The organism is Priestia abyssalis, assembly GCF_002019595.1.
In the GTDB taxonomy this organism is placed as follows: domain Bacteria; phylum Bacillota; class Bacilli; order Bacillales; family Bacillaceae_H; genus Bacillus_BA; species Bacillus_BA abyssalis.
This window is the reverse complement of record NZ_KV917369.1, coordinates 1-18038: the sequence shown is the minus strand read 5'-3', so window position 1 is coordinate 18038 and position 18038 is coordinate 1. Positions and strand designations below refer to the sequence as shown.

General features: G+C 40.5%; 18 protein-coding genes, 1 rRNA gene and 1 riboswitch. Of the genes, 1 reads left to right on the top strand and 18 read right to left on the bottom strand.

Annotated elements, in window-relative coordinates; translation table 11 throughout:
- Positions 1-114 precede the first annotated feature (114 nt).
- The 4 genes from BK575_RS28235 to BK575_RS00080 all read right to left on the bottom strand — a co-directional run bounded on the left by BK575_RS28235 (position 115) and on the right by BK575_RS00080 (position 3639).
- Positions 115-252 carry a hypothetical protein gene (locus tag BK575_RS28235; RefSeq protein WP_169907459.1) on the bottom strand — a complete coding sequence of 46 codons (138 nt, stop codon included), beginning with the start codon at positions 250-252 and terminating at the stop codon, positions 115-117.
- A 252-nt stretch (positions 253-504) separates the two neighbouring features.
- On the bottom strand, positions 505-813 hold the full coding sequence (locus BK575_RS00090; protein ID WP_078408370.1) for a YerC/YecD family TrpR-related protein: 309 nt from the start codon (positions 811-813) through the stop codon (positions 505-507).
- A 4-nt stretch (positions 814-817) separates the two neighbouring features.
- Positions 818-1858 carry a DUF3048 domain-containing protein gene (locus BK575_RS00085; RefSeq protein ID WP_078408369.1) on the bottom strand — a complete coding sequence of 347 codons (1041 nt, stop codon included), beginning with the start codon at positions 1856-1858 and terminating at the stop codon, positions 818-820.
- 38 nt (positions 1859-1896) lie between these two features.
- Positions 1897-3639, bottom strand: a complete 1743-nt coding sequence (locus BK575_RS00080; protein WP_078408368.1) for an adenine deaminase C-terminal domain-containing protein — start codon at positions 3637-3639, stop codon at positions 1897-1899.
- A 113-nt stretch (positions 3640-3752) separates the two neighbouring features.
- Here BK575_RS00080 and BK575_RS00075 point away from each other — a divergent pair, with 113 nt between their 5' ends.
- Positions 3753-4001: a YgaP family membrane protein gene (locus BK575_RS00075; RefSeq protein WP_078408367.1), complete on the top strand. Its 249-nt coding sequence runs from the start codon at positions 3753-3755 to the stop codon at positions 3999-4001.
- 213 nt (positions 4002-4214) lie between these two features.
- On the opposite strand, the gene purD is transcribed toward BK575_RS00075, so the two are convergent.
- The 14 genes from purD to rrf all read right to left on the bottom strand — a co-directional run bounded on the left by purD (position 4215) and on the right by rrf (position 18032).
- Positions 4215-5483: a phosphoribosylamine--glycine ligase gene (purD, locus tag BK575_RS00070; protein WP_078408366.1), complete on the bottom strand. Its 1269-nt coding sequence runs from the start codon at positions 5481-5483 to the stop codon at positions 4215-4217.
- A gap of 278 nt (positions 5484-5761) precedes the next feature.
- The gene (gene purH / locus BK575_RS00065) at positions 5762-7300 is read right to left on the bottom strand and encodes a bifunctional phosphoribosylaminoimidazolecarboxamide formyltransferase/IMP cyclohydrolase (protein ID WP_078408365.1); all 1539 of its coding nucleotides are present in this window, start codon (positions 7298-7300) and stop codon (positions 5762-5764) included.
- Positions 7301-7361: 61 nt separating this feature from the next.
- The gene (gene purN / locus BK575_RS00060; RefSeq protein WP_078408364.1) at positions 7362-7946 is read right to left on the bottom strand and encodes a phosphoribosylglycinamide formyltransferase; all 585 of its coding nucleotides are present in this window, start codon (positions 7944-7946) and stop codon (positions 7362-7364) included.
- Positions 7943-8983 carry a phosphoribosylformylglycinamidine cyclo-ligase gene (purM, locus tag BK575_RS00055; protein ID WP_078408363.1) on the bottom strand — a complete coding sequence of 347 codons (1041 nt, stop codon included), beginning with the start codon at positions 8981-8983 and terminating at the stop codon, positions 7943-7945. Before purM ends, purN begins: the two co-directional genes overlap by 4 nt.
- A gap of 50 nt (positions 8984-9033) precedes the next feature.
- On the bottom strand, positions 9034-10455 hold the full coding sequence (purF, locus tag BK575_RS00050; protein ID WP_078408362.1) for an amidophosphoribosyltransferase: 1422 nt from the start codon (positions 10453-10455) through the stop codon (positions 9034-9036).
- Positions 10431-12659 carry a phosphoribosylformylglycinamidine synthase subunit PurL gene (gene purL, locus BK575_RS00045; protein ID WP_078408361.1) on the bottom strand — a complete coding sequence of 743 codons (2229 nt, stop codon included), beginning with the start codon at positions 12657-12659 and terminating at the stop codon, positions 10431-10433. The genes purF and purL overlap by 25 nt, the downstream gene beginning before the upstream one ends.
- Positions 12643-13329, bottom strand: a complete 687-nt coding sequence (gene purQ, locus BK575_RS00040) for a phosphoribosylformylglycinamidine synthase subunit PurQ (RefSeq protein WP_078408360.1) — start codon at positions 13327-13329, stop codon at positions 12643-12645. Before purQ ends, purL begins: the two co-directional genes overlap by 17 nt.
- Positions 13326-13577, bottom strand: a complete 252-nt coding sequence (purS, locus tag BK575_RS00035; RefSeq protein WP_078408359.1) for a phosphoribosylformylglycinamidine synthase subunit PurS — start codon at positions 13575-13577, stop codon at positions 13326-13328. Before purS ends, purQ begins: the two co-directional genes overlap by 4 nt.
- Positions 13578-13579: 2 nt before the next feature.
- Entirely contained in the window at positions 13580-14287 is a 708-nt protein-coding gene (gene purC / locus BK575_RS00030) for a phosphoribosylaminoimidazolesuccinocarboxamide synthase (RefSeq protein WP_078408358.1), read from the bottom strand.
- A gap of 84 nt (positions 14288-14371) precedes the next feature.
- Complete coding sequence (purB, locus tag BK575_RS00025) at positions 14372-15664, bottom strand: adenylosuccinate lyase (protein WP_078408357.1); 1293 nt, start codon at positions 15662-15664, stop codon at positions 14372-14374.
- Positions 15661-16803 carry a 5-(carboxyamino)imidazole ribonucleotide synthase gene (gene purK, locus BK575_RS00020; protein ID WP_407984277.1) on the bottom strand — a complete coding sequence of 381 codons (1143 nt, stop codon included), beginning with the start codon at positions 16801-16803 and terminating at the stop codon, positions 15661-15663. Before purK ends, purB begins: the two co-directional genes overlap by 4 nt.
- A complete protein-coding gene (purE, locus tag BK575_RS00015; protein WP_078408356.1) occupies positions 16793-17284 on the bottom strand; it encodes a 5-(carboxyamino)imidazole ribonucleotide mutase in 492 nt (163 codons plus the stop codon). The genes purK and purE overlap by 11 nt, the downstream gene beginning before the upstream one ends.
- Positions 17285-17421: 137 nt before the next feature.
- Positions 17422-17523, bottom strand: a riboswitch (purine riboswitch).
- A 79-nt stretch (positions 17524-17602) separates the two neighbouring features.
- Positions 17603-17803, bottom strand: a complete 201-nt coding sequence (locus BK575_RS00010) for an NETI motif-containing protein (RefSeq protein WP_078408355.1) — start codon at positions 17801-17803, stop codon at positions 17603-17605.
- Between the two features lie 113 nt (positions 17804-17916).
- Positions 17917-18032 (bottom strand): 5S ribosomal RNA (rrf, locus tag BK575_RS00005).
- Between the last annotated feature and the right edge of the window lie 6 nt (positions 18033-18038).

Sequence of the window (18038 nt, the reverse complement as noted above, 5' to 3'; positions counted from 1 at the left end):
TTCAGTCCTTGGGGTCATTTTGATTGATAAATAAAAAACCGCCTGTTTTTATCAGTAAGATAAACAGACGGCTTCATCGCAGGGCCTCGACATCACTATTCATATTTTCCACTCCTAATGTATATCACTTAGCATATTTTGAATTTGTTCTGTTGTCGTATTTCGGATAAACTCAATGAAATCAATTCCCGCTAAGCCGAACTTTTCACACCGTTCTATATACATATTATATGCCTTTGTATACATCTCCATTTTATTTGCTCCCCTCTGTTTTATAACAGTTTATTAATATTTATCATATTATATAACAGATTACTTAAAAACGTCAATTTATTTTCTAGTCTAACCTAAAAATAATTAAATATTCAGAAAAAGTCGATACGTACAAACATAACCTAATTAAATAGCGCCGCAAGAACCTTTATCTTGACAAGGTTCCCGCGGCGCTCCACTGAATATGATAGGGGAAAATGATGTTATTAATATCATTTTCTCTATTGTTTTTTATTTCTTTTCATTATCATTTGAAGAAACACGCTCAAGTACCATTTCATAGGCATCACTGCCGTAGTTTAAACAGCGTTTCACACGGGAAATCGTTGCCGTACTCGCACCTGTTTCCGTTTCGATCTTGTGATACGTGTTCCCCTCTCGAAGCATACGGGCTACTTCCAATCGCTGCGCCAGCGATTGAATTTCATTGACAGTACATAGGTCATCAAAAAAGCGATAGCACTCTTCAATATCCTTTAACGATAATACAGCCTTGCATAACTGGTCTAACTCTTTTCCGCGAAGTTTATCAATCTGCATGAACTCAAACTCCTTTTTCATCACTTTGAATAGACACCATATCATTTAAACCAGGTGAAGATGGAACAATATTAATCCATGTATTTCCTTTTAAAAGAGGGACTGGATTCCCGTCTTTGTAAGGGAGAATTTTACCGTCCTTGTTTTCCCATTGGACGACCTGAGCTTTTCCTTTTTGAATTAAATATCCTCTTCCTCCTGAAGTTAAATCAATGTCACGTCTTCCAACTTGGTCTATAATTTGATGATCCATCTCTACAATAAAGAGATTATCTACCTGTACGGGTGTTTTTGTATTATAATCAATAAGCTGTTCATTGCTGGTAAATCGATCATAGCGTTCATCTTTATTATTATACACGTATTCTACTTTTGAGATAGACCCTTTTGAATACGCAATACTAATGCTTCGAGCCGCTTCCCCTGCAATTTCAGGAAAATCTTCATAAAACAGAAGAGGTTCTACCTGCTCCTTCATTTCATAACCTTTCAGCTCTGTGCCCTTTATGATATTTTCATAAGAGATATACGAATTATGAGGCGCCTTTTTAAATGAGACTCTTTCAAAGAGGATGCCGTCATAAAACAAACCATTTAAATGATCAACTGTTCCAGATTCCAACATTTCCTTAGCTTCCGGACTCCAGCCATGACATATATACACTGCATCATAGCCGCTGCTTAAGTCAATATAATAGTCTCTTGCACTTCTTACTGGGCCTATAAATGAAGGGTTTTGGCTATGGAAGATGGCCAGGAACCTTGTAATGTCCCCTTCCGCTAACGCTTCATAAACAATATCTGCCTCTTGCAATCCAGCTTGCGGCCTTGCCTTCGGATGATTGTTAATCATCACAGCAACCGGACGATCTGTTACGGCTTGATTTGTTTGTACTCCTGTCAACGGAAATTGATACGTATCTATTGCCTCCTCCGCTTCATGCACTTCCGGTGCCGCTTTCTCTTCTTTTACAACGGACTTTTCCTCGTTTTGACAACCGGAGAGCAGCCCCAGCAAGCTTAAACAAATTAAATATTTTTTCACGGCAGGCACACCTTTTTATCCGTTTTTACTTTTATATTTTAACGCATTATTGACGGAAACAGTACTACTTTATTCATGACATCATAAATTCCATTTGGCGTAATACGTATATAAGGCAAATGAGTAGAGGAAAAAAATAAGAGCGAATAGATAGGGTCACTATAACGGTATCCTCTTTCTCTTAATAGGCAGCTAAGCTGCTTTTCTTCTTCCATCAATTGTTCTACAGTTTTATCCGACATGATTCCATTTAGGGTTAACGGCACTTCATATACGATTTTCCCACGCTCGGCCAATACAAGGCCACCGCCTATTTCTTTCATCCTATCAAAAGCTTTTATCATGTCTTCTTTGTTTTTACCGATTAAGACAATATCTCCTGTATTCGAGAATGAACTTGCAAATCCTGACACATCTGTAGCAAAGCCCTTAATGATCGTATTGATGCGCCATTTTCCATGGCGATCAATCAGCATCATAAAACTTTCATCATAAGAACAAGGTATTTCATCAACAGAGATGTCAATTCCAATTGAATATGGCTTAATGATAACGGCATTTTCCATCAGCATTCCTAACGGCATGGAGAACTGCATGTCGTCCATCGTTAAATTCCATTCTAAATTCAACGGTGAAAAGTCAAACTCCTGCCATGGAAACGATTTGAAAGCATTTTGGACTTCTCTGTCTTTGACCACCCACTCTCCTTTTGCTAATACAGATACGGGAGTCGGATTTTCCTTGGATTCTAAAAAGTTGATATTGGCTACACGTCCTGTAGCGATATTGCCATGCAAATATTCTATATTATAGTAGCGTGCAATATTGATAGTTGCCATATTATAAGCATCAATGATAGGAATACCCTGCTCAATGGCAATTTTGATAAGACGGTCTGACACACCTTCTTCGTAAAAGGATGGTGGTGAACCGTCCGTCGTCATCATAAATTTATCGTAATGCTGAATTCCCAGTTCTTGAACTTCCTCCAGCAAATGAGGCAAGTCAGGTCTGATGGATGAATAACGCAGTGAGACGTAGTATCCTTGTAACAATCTCTTCAATACATCGTCTCCTGTCATCGCCTCATGATCACAGTCCGCCCCCAGCAACATAAGCTTAGCCAGCGTCATTTCTGATGCTCCAGGGAAGTGCCCCTCAATTTGTTTTCTCATTCGTTTCGCTTCTTGAATCCAGTGGAGCATTAAGTCATCACCTGATAGAAGCTTAGGCCATCCTGTTAGTTCCCCTCCTTGCAATACGGCATCGTGCTCGAGCCAAGACTTTACGTTCGCATGAGAAAAGATGCTTTCTTCATGACCAATTTCCGTTTGCGGATCAAAGCGGCACCACCAATACATCGTGGCAGGAATTGTACGCATTTCTCTTAAAAAAGAAAACGCTTTCTTTTTTTCCAAATGCAAAGCGAGCACCATATTGTCATTTATAAGAGTCGTGGTCCCATGCTGGGATGCATATTGTGCGAAAGAATGGGGATTATATAACTGAAAAGGATGAACGTGAGGCTCGATGTAGCCGGGCACAAGGAATGAACCTTGGCAGTCGATTATTTCAGCGCCTGTCAGCCTCTTGGGCATTTCATTTCCCACATATACAATCCGGTCATCATAAATCCAGATGTTTGCTGTCAGCCAACTTCTTATAGCTTGATTTAAGTAAACAGCATTTTTCAACACCAGTGTGGGTGACTTATGCCCATTCAAAACCGCTACGTGCTCACGGAGTTTTTTATTTTTCCAGCGATAGCGTTGATCGAGCATGTACATTCCTCCTTAGTTGTAATAGTTATGTTAATCGTATCACATTCTATATTTTAAAGCACTAAAGAATATGTGAAATTTTTACAAAAAATTATATAAATATAGGTGATAACATGAAGCCAAATATCAGCATTATCAATGCACTCGTTCGCATTACCTTTGGATTGACCATCTTGACATGGGCGACCGCCCGGTTTACTAAAAGGCCTTATCGGGAATCATACTTGTTAGCTGCTATAGTCGGGGCTATGAAAGTCGCTGAAGGGATTACACGCTTTTGCCCATTAACCTTTTTATATGAAAATTATCAATACAATCAACATCATGAGCAGCAGGAACAAACGACCTTCAATCCTTCTTGAGGGAAGAATGGATTGTTCTTGAAACATGACACATGCGAAAAAGTTGCCCATCAGTTCAAAGAATAATTAATTTAGACTTTATGCAAAATGGACCGTCAATCAAACCCTTAATATGTTGGGGGTTTACATGACGGTCCATTTTTATGGGTTGTTCAAGGCAAAAGATAAAAGTAATTCCCTGTTAATGGAAGTTACCTTTATCTTTTTAACTTCTTATAATGAAGCCGCTTTTAATGCTTTATCAGCAATATCATCCCGGTAGAACAAACCTTCAGTAGATAATTGTTTAAGTTCTTTATAAACTTGATTTTGTGCAAGCTCTAACGTATCCGCTTTGCTGGCTACTAAAAGAACACGACCACCATTAGTTACATAGGTGCTATCCACTAATTTTGTTCCGGCGTGAAACACAAGTGATTCACTACTTACATCATTTAAACCGTAAATGGGTGTATTTTTCTTGTATTCATTTGGATAACCTTCAGCAGCTACGACTACTCCAATAACGGCTTGCTTCGACCATTTAATATCCACTTGTTTGCCATCTAATAAATGAAGCAGCACTTCCACTAAGTCGCTTTCCATTCTTGGAAGTACAACCTGAGTTTCAGGGTCACCAAAGCGAGCATTGAACTCAATGACTTTAGGACCGTTTGCTGTTGCCATTAAGCCAGCATAAAGTACGCCTGTATATGGACATTCTTCCTTCATCATCGCTTCAGCCATTGGATGCAAGACTGTCTCAATCGCTGTTTGTACTACAGCATCGCTGATTTGAGGGACAGGAGAATATGCGCCCATTCCACCTGTATTTGGACCTTTATCACCGTTATATGCACGTTTATGATCTTGAGCGATGACCATTGGATAGACGTTTGTACCATTGACAAATGCCATTAACGAAAATTCCTGTCCTTCAAGGTATTCTTCAATAACAACTTTTCGGCTTGCTTCCTCAAACTTCTCTTCCACTAGCATTTCATGAAGGGTTTGGATGGCTTCCTCCATTGTCATCGCTACCGTTACGCCTTTTCCTGCAGCCAAACCATCTGCTTTGATAACAATTGGAGCACCTTTTTCTTCAACGTACAAGCGTGCGGCCTCATAATCTGTAAATGTCTTATAATCGGCTGTAGGAATCTCATACTTCTCCATCAATTGCTTGGCAAAATCCTTACTTCCTTCAATCATGGCAGCCTTTTGTCTCGGACCAAAGATTTTTAATCCTTCTTGTTCAAATGTATCAACAATACCTGTAATAAGAGGAACCTCGGGACCCACAATCGTCAAACCGACATTATTATCTTTGGCAAATGCCACTAATTGATTTTGTTCACCTTCTTGAATAGGAACAAGTGTAGCCACATCTGTCATTGCATCATTTCCTGGTGCAACAAACACTTTTTCTACTAATGGGCTTTGTGATACCTTCCATGCAATTGCATGCTCTCTGCCGCCTTTACCTATAACCAAAACGTTCACTATACTCACCCCGCCAAGCTTCAAGTTATTGTTATGCCTTTTTATATGGTTCCCAAATTAACCCCTCAAGAAAAATCATTCTTCCACTTTAAAAGTAAAATGACTTTTTAATGGAAGAATGTTTTCCTAAAGCGGGCTCGTTCCGCTTTTCGTCTTATCCAGCTGCGGCTCCTAACCTTTCGGTCGTTTCACTTCTGCCATGGAAACCAAAAAGCGGTTTCCTTGTCAGAAGTTCCAACGCCTCTCAAGGTTGAACAGTCGCCTCCGCTTTTCGTCTCTTAATGCTTGAAGTGTCTCATTCCTGTGAAGACCATTGCGATGCCGTACTCATCTGCTTTTTGGATGGAATCTTCATCACGAATAGAACCGCCAGGCTGAATGATTGCAGTAATACCGGCTTTTGCCGCAGCTTCAACCGTATCACTCATCGGGAAGAATGCATCTGAACCAAGCGCTGCTCCTTGTGCTTTTTCTCCTGCTTGGTTGATAGCAATTTGCGCTGCACCGACACGGTTCATCTGGCCGGCACCGACACCGATGGTCATATCATCTTTTGCCAGTACAATCGCATTTGATTTAACATGCTTAACCACTTTCCAAGCAAGCTTTAAGTCTGCCCATTCTTGTTCCGTCGGCTGGCGTTTTGTCGGAACAGTAACTTCTGCATCTTCAAATCCTAGTGTGTCTTCTTCTTGAACAAGCAAACCGCCTTTAATAGATGTTAATTGCAATTCTCTCTTTTCATTTTGATCAAAATCAATTGTCAATAGACGCAGATTCTTTTTAGCTGTAAGAATATCCAGTGCTTCTTGAGTGAATGAAGGAGCAATGATGATTTCCAAGAAGATTTCATGCATCTTAGCAGCTGTTGCGCCATCAATCTCACGGTTAGCTGCGATAATGCCGCCAAAGATGGATGTTGGATCTGCTTCATACGCTTTTTGATATGCTTCTTCAATCGTTGTGCCAACTCCGACGCCGCAAGGATTCATATGTTTAACAGCCACAGCCGCAGGGCCTTCGAATTCTTTTACAATTTGTAATGCCGCATTCGCATCATTAATGTTGTTATATGAAAGCTCCTTACCATGCAATTGTACAGTAGTTGCGATAGAACCTTTTTGTGTTAACGGTTTTTTATAAAATGCTGCCTGTTGATGAGGGTTTTCGCCGTAACGAAGACCTTGTAACTTATCAAATGTAACCGTTAATTTTTCAGGGCTTGTCTCTCCTGTAATATTCGTTAAGTATTCAGCAATTAAAGCATCATAAGCTGCTGTATGACGGAACACTTTTGCCGCCAGGCGTTGATTCGTTTCAAATGAAACGGTTCCGTTCTCATTTAGTTCTTGAACAATCACGCTATAATCAGCCGGGTCAACAGCTACTGTAACAGATTGATAATTTTTAGCTGCTGAACGCAACATAGACGGACCGCCGATATCAATGTTTTCAATAGCATCTGCAAGTGTCACATCGGGCTTTTCGATCGTTTGTTGGAATGGATATAGATTGACAACAACCAAGTCAATTGGTGTGATATCATGCTCTGCAATCTGTTGTTGATGATCTTCGTTTGCACGCAGTGCCAATAAGCCGCCGTGGATTTTAGGATGTAATGTTTTGACTCTTCCATCTAGAATTTCCGGGAATCCCGTTACTTCAGAAATACCGATGACTGGTACATTGTTTTCCTTCAGTACTTTTTTCGTTCCCCCAGTAGAAATGATTTCAAATCCTAGTTTGACTAAATCTTGAGCAAACTCAAGAATACCGTTTTTATCAGATACACTAATAAGAGCACGCTTAGTTGTCATTTTGTTTTCCCTCTCTTTTCGCTTTTGTATACTGCTACATTAAAGTGTTAGAAAGTTTTAATCAAGAATTGTCATGTGTAACCCTTTGGAATATTTTCTGCAGGGTTTTAGGATAAAACTCGTGCTCAGCTTGGTGAATCCGAGATTCTATATCTTCCCTAGTGTCCCCATCAAATAAGTCAATCGCTTTCTGGGCAATAATAGGGCCTGTATCCATTCCTTCGTCTACGTAGTGGATCGTAATTCCTGTTACTTTCACCTGAGCCTCTATTGCTTGTCCAACAGCATCTTTTCCTGGAAAGGAAGGCAGCAGTGATGGGTGAATGTTGACAATTTTGCCAGCGAATTTACTCAATAAATAAGAGCCGATTAAGCGCATGTAACCAGCCAGTACAATAAACTGTACTCCATATTTTAAAAGCTGTTCGCAGATAGCAGATTCATATTCTTCCTTGCTTGAAAAATTCCCAGGCGAAAAAACAAAGGCCGGAATGCCAGCGTCATTCGCTCTCTCCACGACCTTTGCATTTGGCTTATCACATACAAGTAAGGAGATGTTCGCTTCAAGCTCCCCATTTTGAACAGCATCACAAATTGCTTGAAAATTGCTGCCGCTTCCTGAGGCAAAAATGGCAATATTCATCATGCGATGACTCCTCCACCGAATCGGACACCTTCTTCGTTCGTAACTCTCCCAATAATGTATGCTTTTTCCCCAGTTGCTTCAATTGCTTCAATGACTGCGTGTAAATCTTCGTTGGAAACTGCAAGCATAAAACCAATGCCCATATTAAAGACTTCAAATAGTTCTTTTCGCTCTAAACCGCCTTTTTCTTGAATGAAATCAAAGATGTATGGAATTGGCCATGATCCGTAATCGACTTCAACACCCAAGCCTTCCGGAAGCATACGTGGAATATTTTCATAGAAACCGCCGCCGGTAATATGGGCCATTCCTTTAATGTTCCCTGCTCCCATGGCACTTAGTACAGCTTTTACATAGATTTTAGTCGGCTTCAACAGCTCTTCACCTAAAGTAACATCGAAACCTTCATATACTTGATGCAAATCAAGTTTAGCGTCTTCCAGTAATACTTTTCTTACAAGAGAATAGCCATTGCTATGAATACCGCTTGAAGAAATACCGATCAAAACATCGCCCGCTCCGATCGTTTCACCTGTAACAAGCTTCGACTTTTCGGCTACACCAACAGAGAAACCAGCCAAATCATATTCATCCTCACTATATAACCCAGGCATTTCTGCCGTTTCCCCTCCAATGAGACCACAACCGGCCTGCTCGCATCCATCGGCAATGCCTTTTACGATGTGTTCGATTTTTTCCGGAATAGCTTTTCCGCACGCAATATAGTCAAGGAAGTAAAGAGGCTCAGCTCCTTGAACAACAATATCGTTTACACACATAGCCACGGCATCGATTCCAATTGTGTCATGTTTATCTAATAAGAAAGCAAGCATCAATTTTGTGCCGACACCATCTGTACCTGAGACTAAGACAGGCTCTTTCACATTTAGAGCCGATAAATCAAACATTCCTCCAAAGCCGCCTACTGCTCCTAAAACGCCTGATCTTTCTGTACGTTTAATATGCTTTTTCATCCGTTCAACAGCTTCGTATCCCGCTTGTATATCGACTCCTGCTTGCTTATATGACTGAGACATATGAGTCCTCCTTTTTATGTCTTTCTAGTAGAAAATGATGAGACGCTTGCTTAACATGTAACTACTTTCTCATGCGGATGCAGCGTATCCGGATAAATTTCCGTCGGGTACTTTCCTGTAAAACAAGCCATGCATTGACCTCTATATTGCCCCTCATACGGTCTGTCGATTGCTTTAACAAGTCCTTCTTCACTCAAGAATACAAGTGAATCGGCTCCAATCATCTCACGAATCTCTTCCACCGTATGATTGGCAGCAATCAACTCTTCCGTTGTTGACGTATCAATACCATAGAAGCATGGGTTTTTAATCGGAGGAGAACTGATACGAACATGTACTTCTGTTGCTCCCGCTTCGCGAAGCATGTTTACGATTCGTCGACTTGTTGTTCCCCTTACAATCGAATCATCCACCATGACAACACGTTTTCCTTCTACAATTTTGCGAACAGGCGAAAGCTTCATTTTGACGCCTTGCTCGCGAAGTTCTTGTGAAGGCTGGATGAATGTACGGCCGACGTAACGATTTTTGATTAATCCAAGCTCATATGGAATACCTGATTGCTCAGCAAAACCGATAGCTGCCGAAATACTTGAATCAGGGACACCTGTAACGACATCTGCCTCTATTGGTGCTTCGATGGCCATTTGACGTCCTAAATTTTTACGAGCGGAATGAATATTGATCCCGTCGATGTTGCTGTCCGGTCTTGAAAAGTAAATATACTCCATACTGCAAATGGCACGATTTACATTTAAAGTAAAGCGCTCCGATGTTAGGCCCTGATCATTAATGATTAATAGCTCTCCTGGCTCTACATCCCTCACATATTCGGCACCAATGACATCAAGGGCACATGTCTCGGACACAACCACATATGCATCTCCTAAACGCCCGATTGAAAGAGGGCGTAAACCATTTGGATCAAGGGCTACTAGCATTTCCGTTTCCGTTAAAATCAAAAACGCATAAGCACCCTTTAACATCGTCAATGAATTTTTCACTTGGTCTTTTAACATTTGATAACCGCTTCTTTTGATTAGGTGTGCCAATACTTCTGTATCTGAAGTGGTCTGAAAAATACTCCCCTGATTTTCGAGCTGATGTTTTAATGCTGTTGCATTGACTAGGTTTCCGTTATGCGCTAAAGCAAGGCTGCCGCTGTGTGATTGGAAGTGAAGCGGCTGAACATTTTGATAGCCGCCTCCTCCTGCTGTTGCATAACGAACATGGCCAATTGCCGCTTTTCCGTGCAAGTCACTGATTTCTCCTTGGCCAAATACTTCCGTAACAAGCCCAAGACCCTTGGCAACCGTTACCTTTTTACCATCTGTTACAGCGATTCCTGCGCCTTCTTGACCGCGGTGTTGCAAGCTGTGCAATCCGTAATACGTGATTTGGGCCGCATTTTCATGCCCCCATACCCCAAAAACGCCACACTCTTCGTTTAAGCCTTTGATTTCACCAAGCATGGAATAGCTCCTTTCCAAGCCGTTCTCATTTTGTCTACATTTGCGTTAACAAGTAACTCGTTTTGTTCGTTATTAATAAGAAGTTCATTTGTATCCGTTACTTCCCCTACAAGATACGCTGTCATAGCTTTTTCGAATGCTTCTTTATTTTCTGGTTTAACGGAGACAAGAAAACGTGATTGAGTTTCAGCGAATAATGCCGATACATCCGCACCTGTTACCGTTACATTGGCACCCAGACCGTTGGCACCCATTAAGCTTTCGGCAAGAGCAACCGCTAAACCGCCCTCAGCAACATCATGTGCTGATTGTACAAGCCCAGCTTTAATCGCTGCTAATAGCTTTTCTTGGCGTTCTGCTTCAACAGCTAAATCGATTGATGGTGCTTTACCAAAGATCTTACCGTAATGAAGTTTTTGAAGCTCACTGCCGCCAAATTCTGCTTTCGTTTCACCGATTACATAAACAAGATCGCCAGCTTGCTTAAACTCTTGAGTTGTCACGTGATCTAAATCTTCAACTAACCCGACCATACCAATTGTTGGTGTTGGATAAATAGCTTCACCGCTGCGCTCATTGTATAAAGATACGTTTCCACCGATAACCGGTGTGTTTAATACACGGCATGCTTCACTAATACCATCAACAGATTTTTCAATTTGCCAGAAAATTTCCGGCTTCTCAGGGTTACCATAGTTTAAGTTGTCTGTAACAGCAAGTGGTTTTGCACCGGAACATATAACATTACGTGCCGCTTCTGCAACTGCAATCTTACCGCCCATTTCTGGATCAAGGTAAATATAGCGAGAGTTACAATCCGTTGTCATCGCAAGACCTTTTTTCGTACCGCGAACACGTACAACAGCTGCATCAGAACCTGGTGCGACTACTGTATTTGTGCGTACTTGGTAATCATATTGATCGTAAACCCATTCTTTACTAGCAATGGTTGGTTGTTGTAATAACTGCATTAATGTTTCGTTATAGTCATTCACTTCTGGAATTTGCTCTTCCATCGCTTGGAACTCGGCATAATAAGCCGGCTCTGCAGATGGTTTATGATAAACCGGTGCATCTTCTGCTAATGCATCAGCTGGAACATTGGCAACCATTTCACCTTTATGGAACAAACGCAGCATTTTATCGTCTGTTACTTTTCCGATGGCCACAGCTTCTAAGTCATACTTATGGAATAAGTCGACAATTTCTTGCTCACGGCCCTTTTTCACAACAATTAACATACGCTCTTGAGATTCAGACAGCATCATCTCATATGGCGTCATTCCTGTTTCGCGCTGCGGTACATCATCTAGGTACATTTCAATCCCCATGCCAGCCTTACTTGCCATCTCAGCTGATGAAGATGTTAGGCCCGCTGCTCCCATATCTTGAATCCCAACGAGAGCATCAGAATGGATGAGCTCTAAACATGCTTCAAGAAGAAGTTTTTCCATGAATGGGTCTCCTACTTGAACCGCTGGACGCTTTTCTTCAGATGCTTCAGATAACTCTTCTGACGCGAATGTTGCACCATGGATACCATCACGGCCAGTCTTGGCACCGACATACATGACTGTATTGCCTACGCCGTGCGCTTGCCCCTTTTTAATATCCTTATGATCGATTAATCCAACACACATCGCGTTCACAAGCGGGTTTGCTTCGTAGCAAGGCTCAAACTGAACTTCGCCCCCCACCGTCGGGATGCCGATGCAGTTTCCATAGCCCGCAATACCTGCAACTACTTCTTCAAATAAATATTTACCGCGTGCCGTTTTCAACTCACCGAAACGAAGTGAGTTCAATAAAGCAATCGGGCGAGCCCCCATTGAGAACACGTCGCGAATAATACCGCCGACACCTGTCGCTGCCCCTTGATATGGTTCAATGGCAGAAGGATGGTTATGACTTTCAATTTTGAACACAACGGCCTGGTTATCTCCAATGTCAACTACTCCAGCACCTTCACCAGGACCTTGAAGCACATGCTCACCGCTTGTTGGAAACTTACGTAATACAGGTTTTGAATTTTTATAGCTGCAATGCTCTGACCACATAACTGAGAAGAGACCTAATTCCGTATAATTAGGAAGACGTTTTAAGATGTCTTTGATCATCCCAAACTCTTCATCAGTTACACCCATTTCACGGTAGATTTTCTCATCTTGAATTTGTTGTGGATTTGGCTCAAGCAGTAACGACATGTGTTTCCCTCCATTGCTTCAAAATCGATTTGAATAATTTTAATCCGTCAGCGCCTCCCAGTAATTCATCAACAGCACGCTCTGGATGCGGCATCATACCAAGGACATTTCCTTGCTTGTTTGTAATACCTGCAATATCTGAAATGCTTCCGTTTGGATTTTCACCATGATAGCGGAACGCAATTTGATTGTTTTCAATTAATTGCTGCAATGTTTCATCATCACAATAATAGTTTCCTTCACCATGTGCGATTGGAATGTTGATGACTTCACCTTTGTCATACTCAGTTGTGAACATCGTTTCGTTATTTTCAACGCGCAACTCAACTGTTCGGCACATAAACTTAAGATTTTTGTTACGCATTAAAGCACCTGGTAAAAGACCTGCTTCTACTAAAATCTGAAATCCGTTACAAACACCTAACACTGGCTTTCCTTGTTCCGCCGCTTTCTTCACAGCATTCATAACGTTAGAGAAGCGAGAGATAGCACCACAGCGAAGGTAATCTCCATAAGAGAACCCGCCTGGCAATAAAATACCATCAAACTCATCTAAATTAGTTGCATCATGCCAAACATACTCTACGTCGGCACCAAGTTCGTCTTTAACCGCATGATACATATCTACATCACAGTTTGATCCTGGGAACACGATTACAGCAAATTTCACTGTGCTACTACCTCCTCGATTTCGTAACGGTAATCTTCAATTACAACGTTTGCGAGTAATTTTTCACACATTTCCTTAACCATTTCTTCGATGTTATCTACTTTCTCAACTGTTAATTCCATATACTTACCAATACGTACATCTTTTACGGCCTCGAAAGATAAACTGTGTAAAGAACCTTTCACTGCTGTTCCTTGTGGATCTAATACGCTCTCTCTTAATGTGACAAATACTTTTACTTTATACATGATTATCCTCCGATTCTCGTTAAGATTTCGTTATATGCGTCTGTTATTTTACCTAAGTCTCTTCTGAATACATCTTTATCTAATTTTTGATTTGTTTTTGAATCCCAGAAACGGCAAGTATCCGGTGAAATTTCATCAGCTAAAATGATCTGTCCTTCAGCGGTTTTACCAAATTCTAGCTTAAAGTCAACTAACATAATGTTTTTTTCCTTAAAGTAAGGAATTAAGACCTCGTTAACCGCTAAGGCTTTTTGCTTAATTACTTCTAACTCTTCTTTTGTTGCCAGTTCAAGCAGTAATGCGTGATCATCTGTAATAAGCGGATCACCTAGGCTGTCATCTTTGTAGTAAAACTCAACAAGCGGTTTCTCAAATTTCATACCTTCTTCAAAACCAAGGCGCTTTGAAATACTACCAGCTGCGATGTTACGAACAACAACCTCGATTGGAACAATCGTGACTTGACGAACAAGTTGTTCATGATCAGAAAGTTGTTTAATAAAATGAGTCTCAATATTTGCTTTATGCAGCTCAGCAAATAATAAGCTGCTAATTTTATTATTTAGTACAGCTTTACCTTCAATCTCTGCTTTCTTCTCACCATTAAATGCAGTTGCCTCATTTTTATATTCAATCCATAGAACATTTTCTTCGTTTGTTCCATAGATTTTTTTCGCTTTACCTTCGTACAGTAACTCTTGCTTTTCCACGATTATAGCCCCCTGGTAGATGGAATATTCAGACCGTTGAGAATAGAGGGAAGGTAAGGAAGATTCTTTACCTTCTCCTCTTAATTAAAGACCTACACGTTCGAAGATCATATCAACATTTTTAAGGTGATACGTGTAATCGAAGCAATCATCAATTTCCTCTTTTGTCAAACGACTTGTAATACGCTCCTCAGCTTCCACCAATGAACGGAAAGGAACTTGTTTCTCCCACGCTTCCATGGCTTTTGGCTGTACCGTATCATATGCTTCTTCACGAGCCATTCCTTTGTCAATTAAAGCAAGCAATACGCGTTGAGAATAGATCAGGCCAAATGTTCTTTCCATATTTCTCTTCATATTTTCAGGGAATACTGTTAAGTTTTGCACAATGTTAGCAAAACGATTTAACATATAGTTTAATGCGATTGTCGCATCTGGTAAGATAATACGTTCAGCTGAAGAGTGTGAAATATCACGCTCGTGCCAAAGCGGAACATTATCATAAGCCGTAACCATATAGCCTCGAATCACACGCGCCAAACCAGTCATATTTTCTGAACCGATTGGATTACGTTTATGCGGCATAGCAGAAGAACCTTTTTGCCCTTTTGCGAAAAACTCTTCTACTTCACGAGTCTCACTTTTTTGTAAACCGCGAATTTCTACCGCAAACTTTTCAACAGATGTTGCAATTAGCGCAAGTACTGACATATAATGCGCATGACGATCACGCTGGAGTGTCTGTGTTGAAACTGGGGCTGGTTTAGTTCCAAGTTTTTCACACACATATTTCTCTACAAATGGATCAATATTAGCAAATGTTCCTACTGCACCTGAAATTTTACCAAATTGTACTCCATCAGCAGCTTGTTTGAACCGCTCTAAGTTACGTTTCATCTCTTCATACCATAGTGCAAGCTTTAAACCAAATGTTGTTGGTTCAGCATGAACCCCATGTGTACGACCCATCATCACAGTATATTTATGTTCTTGTGCTTTTTCTTTTAAGATATTGATAAAGCGCTCTAAGTCCGCTAACAAAATCTCATTTGCTTGTTTTAAAAGATATCCTAAAGCTGTGTCAACAACATCTGTAGATGTTAATCCGTAATGGACCCATTTACGCTCTTCACCTAATGTTTCAGAAACAGCACGTGTAAATGCTACAACATCATGGCGTGTTTCTTCTTCGATTTCTTGAATGCGTTTAATATCAAATGAAGCATTTTGGCGAAGTAAGGCTACATCTTCTTTTGGAATTGCCCCTAACTCAGCCCATGCTTCACATGCTAAGATTTCAACTTCTAACCAAGCGTCAAAGCGATTTTGCTCAGACCAAATTGCTGTCATTTCAGGACGGCTATAACGTTCAATCATTTTACTTCCTCCATTTGGTTCCAAATTTCTAAGGCGTCAGCTTTTTTCAACGCATCTTCTATATTATCAGCTACAATTGTCAGATGTCCCATTTTTCTTTTGATTTTCGCCTCTTTTTTTCCGTACAAATGCAAATCACAATCCGAAAAATGTTCGATTTTTTCAATCACTTTTTCAACATGCTCTCCTAAAATGTTGATCATAACAGCAGGCTTTATAAGTGTTGACTTCCCTAAAGGCCAATTGCAAATTGCACGAATATGTTGCTGAAATTGGGATGTTAAACAAGCATTCATTGAATAATGGCCTGAATTATGAGGACGCGGTGCCAACTCATTAATATAAAGTTCCCCATCTTTTGTAATAAACATTTCAACAGCTAATGTTCCAATTAATTGAAGTTTGTTGGCGATCTTTACCGCGTATTCTGTTGCCAAGCTGGCTTGTTCATCCGTAATTCGTGCCGGTACAATCGTTTGATGCAAAATATGGTCTTTATGAATATTCTCTCCAATTGGCAGGCATTCCGTTTCACCCTTGCCATTGCGAAAAACGATAACCGATACTTCCTTCTCGATGTTCATCCATTTTTCAACAATGCATTCTCCTTGCTCTAACAATGGAAAGGATTTTTGAATATCCTGTTCCTCTCTAATAAGCACTTGTCCTTTACCATCGTAACCACCCTGACAAGTTTTTACTACACAAGGATAACCGATTTCTTCAATAGCCTTTGCCAATTCTTCTTTATATGAAGCTGTTCGATAAGGGGCTACACGTAAACCAGCTTCTATAATATTTTGCTTTTCATATGCACGATTCTGCGTGATCATCAGCAGTTTGCTGCCTTGTGGAACATAAGCATTTTCTTCTAACCATTCAAGCATGTTAGCATCGACATTTTCAAATTCATATGTGATAACATCAGAAACACTAGCTAATTTCTTAATGGCTTCCGGGTCATCATAGTTTCCAACGATCTCAATGTCCGCAATTTGACCGCAAGGAGATGCTTTAGTCGGGTCCACAACAGCAATATTGTATCCCATCTCTCTTGCTGATAAAGCCATCATTCTTCCTAACTGGCCGCCGCCTACAATTCCAATCGTCTTTCCCGGAGAAATAAACTTATAATCCAAGTTGATCACTACTTTCTAATACTTGATTTCGTGTTTTCACACGTCTCTCTTCTAATTTTTCAGCAACAGTTGAATCATGGATGGCAACAATTTGTGCCGCCAAGAGACCTGCATTAGTAGCACCTGCTTTTCCAATTGCTACTGTAGCAACAGGCACACCGCCCGGCATTTGCACAATGGATAATAGGGAATCAAGTCCGTTTAGTGCTTTTGATTGCACCGGCACCCCAATAACAGGCAACACTGTCTTGGCTGCCACCATACCTGGCAGGTGGGCTGCTCCTCCTGCTCCTGCAATAATTACTTGGACACCGCGCTCTTTTGCAGTCTCAGCATATTCAAACATATAATCCGGTGTACGGTGGGCAGATACCACTTTCTTTTCATAAGAGATTTGTAATTCTTCAAGTACTTCACATGCATGTTGCATTGTTTCCCAATCGGAAGTGCTCCCCATGATAACAGCTACAGTTGGTTTCATTTTAATCTCTCCTATATGGACCAGCTATTTTTATTCAACATAAAAACCCAGGTAAATATATACTCTTTTTTTTATGAAAGAAAGCATATATCTACCTGGGTTCATAATCCATTCACTGATATTACACAGCAGGATAATCCAGACATACTTTCCCCCATAGTCCAGCAATTTACGGTTGCCGGGTAGAAACTCGTGAGCCATATTCCCACTATTATATGAGGTTCTTTATTAAGTTACTCTCATTTTAGCAACAAATCTCTTTATGTGTCAACCATAATTCGAACTATTTAACAATAAATCTTTTTGAATGTTCGTGTTTTACAATTTCTTAACTTCAAAAACAATGACCCTTCCTGCAGGTATAATAATCTCTTGACCATTCACGATCTCTTCCTTAAAAATAGGCTTTTCAATTCTTTTGATAGGAATAAATCCGTCTGCTTTAATCCGATTTAGGCATTGGTCAATCGTTTCGTTTTCTCCTACTTCATACTCACGTTTACTGCTTACTTTTTTCAATGTATTAACTCCTTTGTAAAGCATATCATAACCGCTTTTATTTAATAGTGTGCATCATGTATTTTATAATAAAACAAAAAAAAGACTAGTCAAATGACTAATCTTTTTTAAATGCCTGGCAACGTCCTACTCTCACAGGGGGAAACCCCCAACTACCATCGGCGCTGAAGAGCTTAACTTCCGTGTTCGGCATGGGAACGGGTGTGACCTCTTCGCCATCATCACCAGACAATAT

Excerpts from the sequence above, each read along its gene's own strand:
- BK575_RS28235 (WP_169907459.1), bottom strand. The coding sequence starts at position 252 with ATGGAGATGTATACAAAGGCATATAATATGTATATAGAACGGTGTGAA.
- BK575_RS00090 (WP_078408370.1), bottom strand. The coding sequence starts at position 813 with ATGCAGATTGATAAACTTCGCGGAAAAGAGTTAGACCAGTTATGCAAG.
- BK575_RS00080 (WP_078408368.1), bottom strand. The coding sequence starts at position 3,639 with ATGCTCGATCAACGCTATCGCTGGAAAAATAAAAAACTCCGTGAGCAC.
- BK575_RS00075 (WP_078408367.1), top strand. The coding sequence starts at position 3,753 with ATGAAGCCAAATATCAGCATTATCAATGCACTCGTTCGCATTACCTTT.
- purH (WP_078408365.1), bottom strand. The coding sequence starts at position 7,300 with ATGACAACTAAGCGTGCTCTTATTAGTGTATCTGATAAAAACGGTATT.
- purN (WP_078408364.1), bottom strand. The coding sequence starts at position 7,946 with ATGATGAATATTGCCATTTTTGCCTCAGGAAGCGGCAGCAATTTTCAA.
- purM (WP_078408363.1), bottom strand. The coding sequence starts at position 8,983 with ATGTCTCAGTCATATAAGCAAGCAGGAGTCGATATACAAGCGGGATAC.
- purF (WP_078408362.1), bottom strand. The coding sequence starts at position 10,455 with ATGCTTGGTGAAATCAAAGGCTTAAACGAAGAGTGTGGCGTTTTTGGG.
- purL (WP_078408361.1), bottom strand. The coding sequence starts at position 12,659 with ATGTCGTTACTGCTTGAGCCAAATCCACAACAAATTCAAGATGAGAAA.
- purS (WP_078408359.1), bottom strand. The coding sequence starts at position 13,577 with ATGTATAAAGTAAAAGTATTTGTCACATTAAGAGAGAGCGTATTAGAT.
- purB (WP_078408357.1), bottom strand. The coding sequence starts at position 15,664 with ATGATTGAACGTTATAGCCGTCCTGAAATGACAGCAATTTGGTCTGAG.
- purE (WP_078408356.1), bottom strand. The coding sequence starts at position 17,284 with ATGAAACCAACTGTAGCTGTTATCATGGGGAGCACTTCCGATTGGGAA.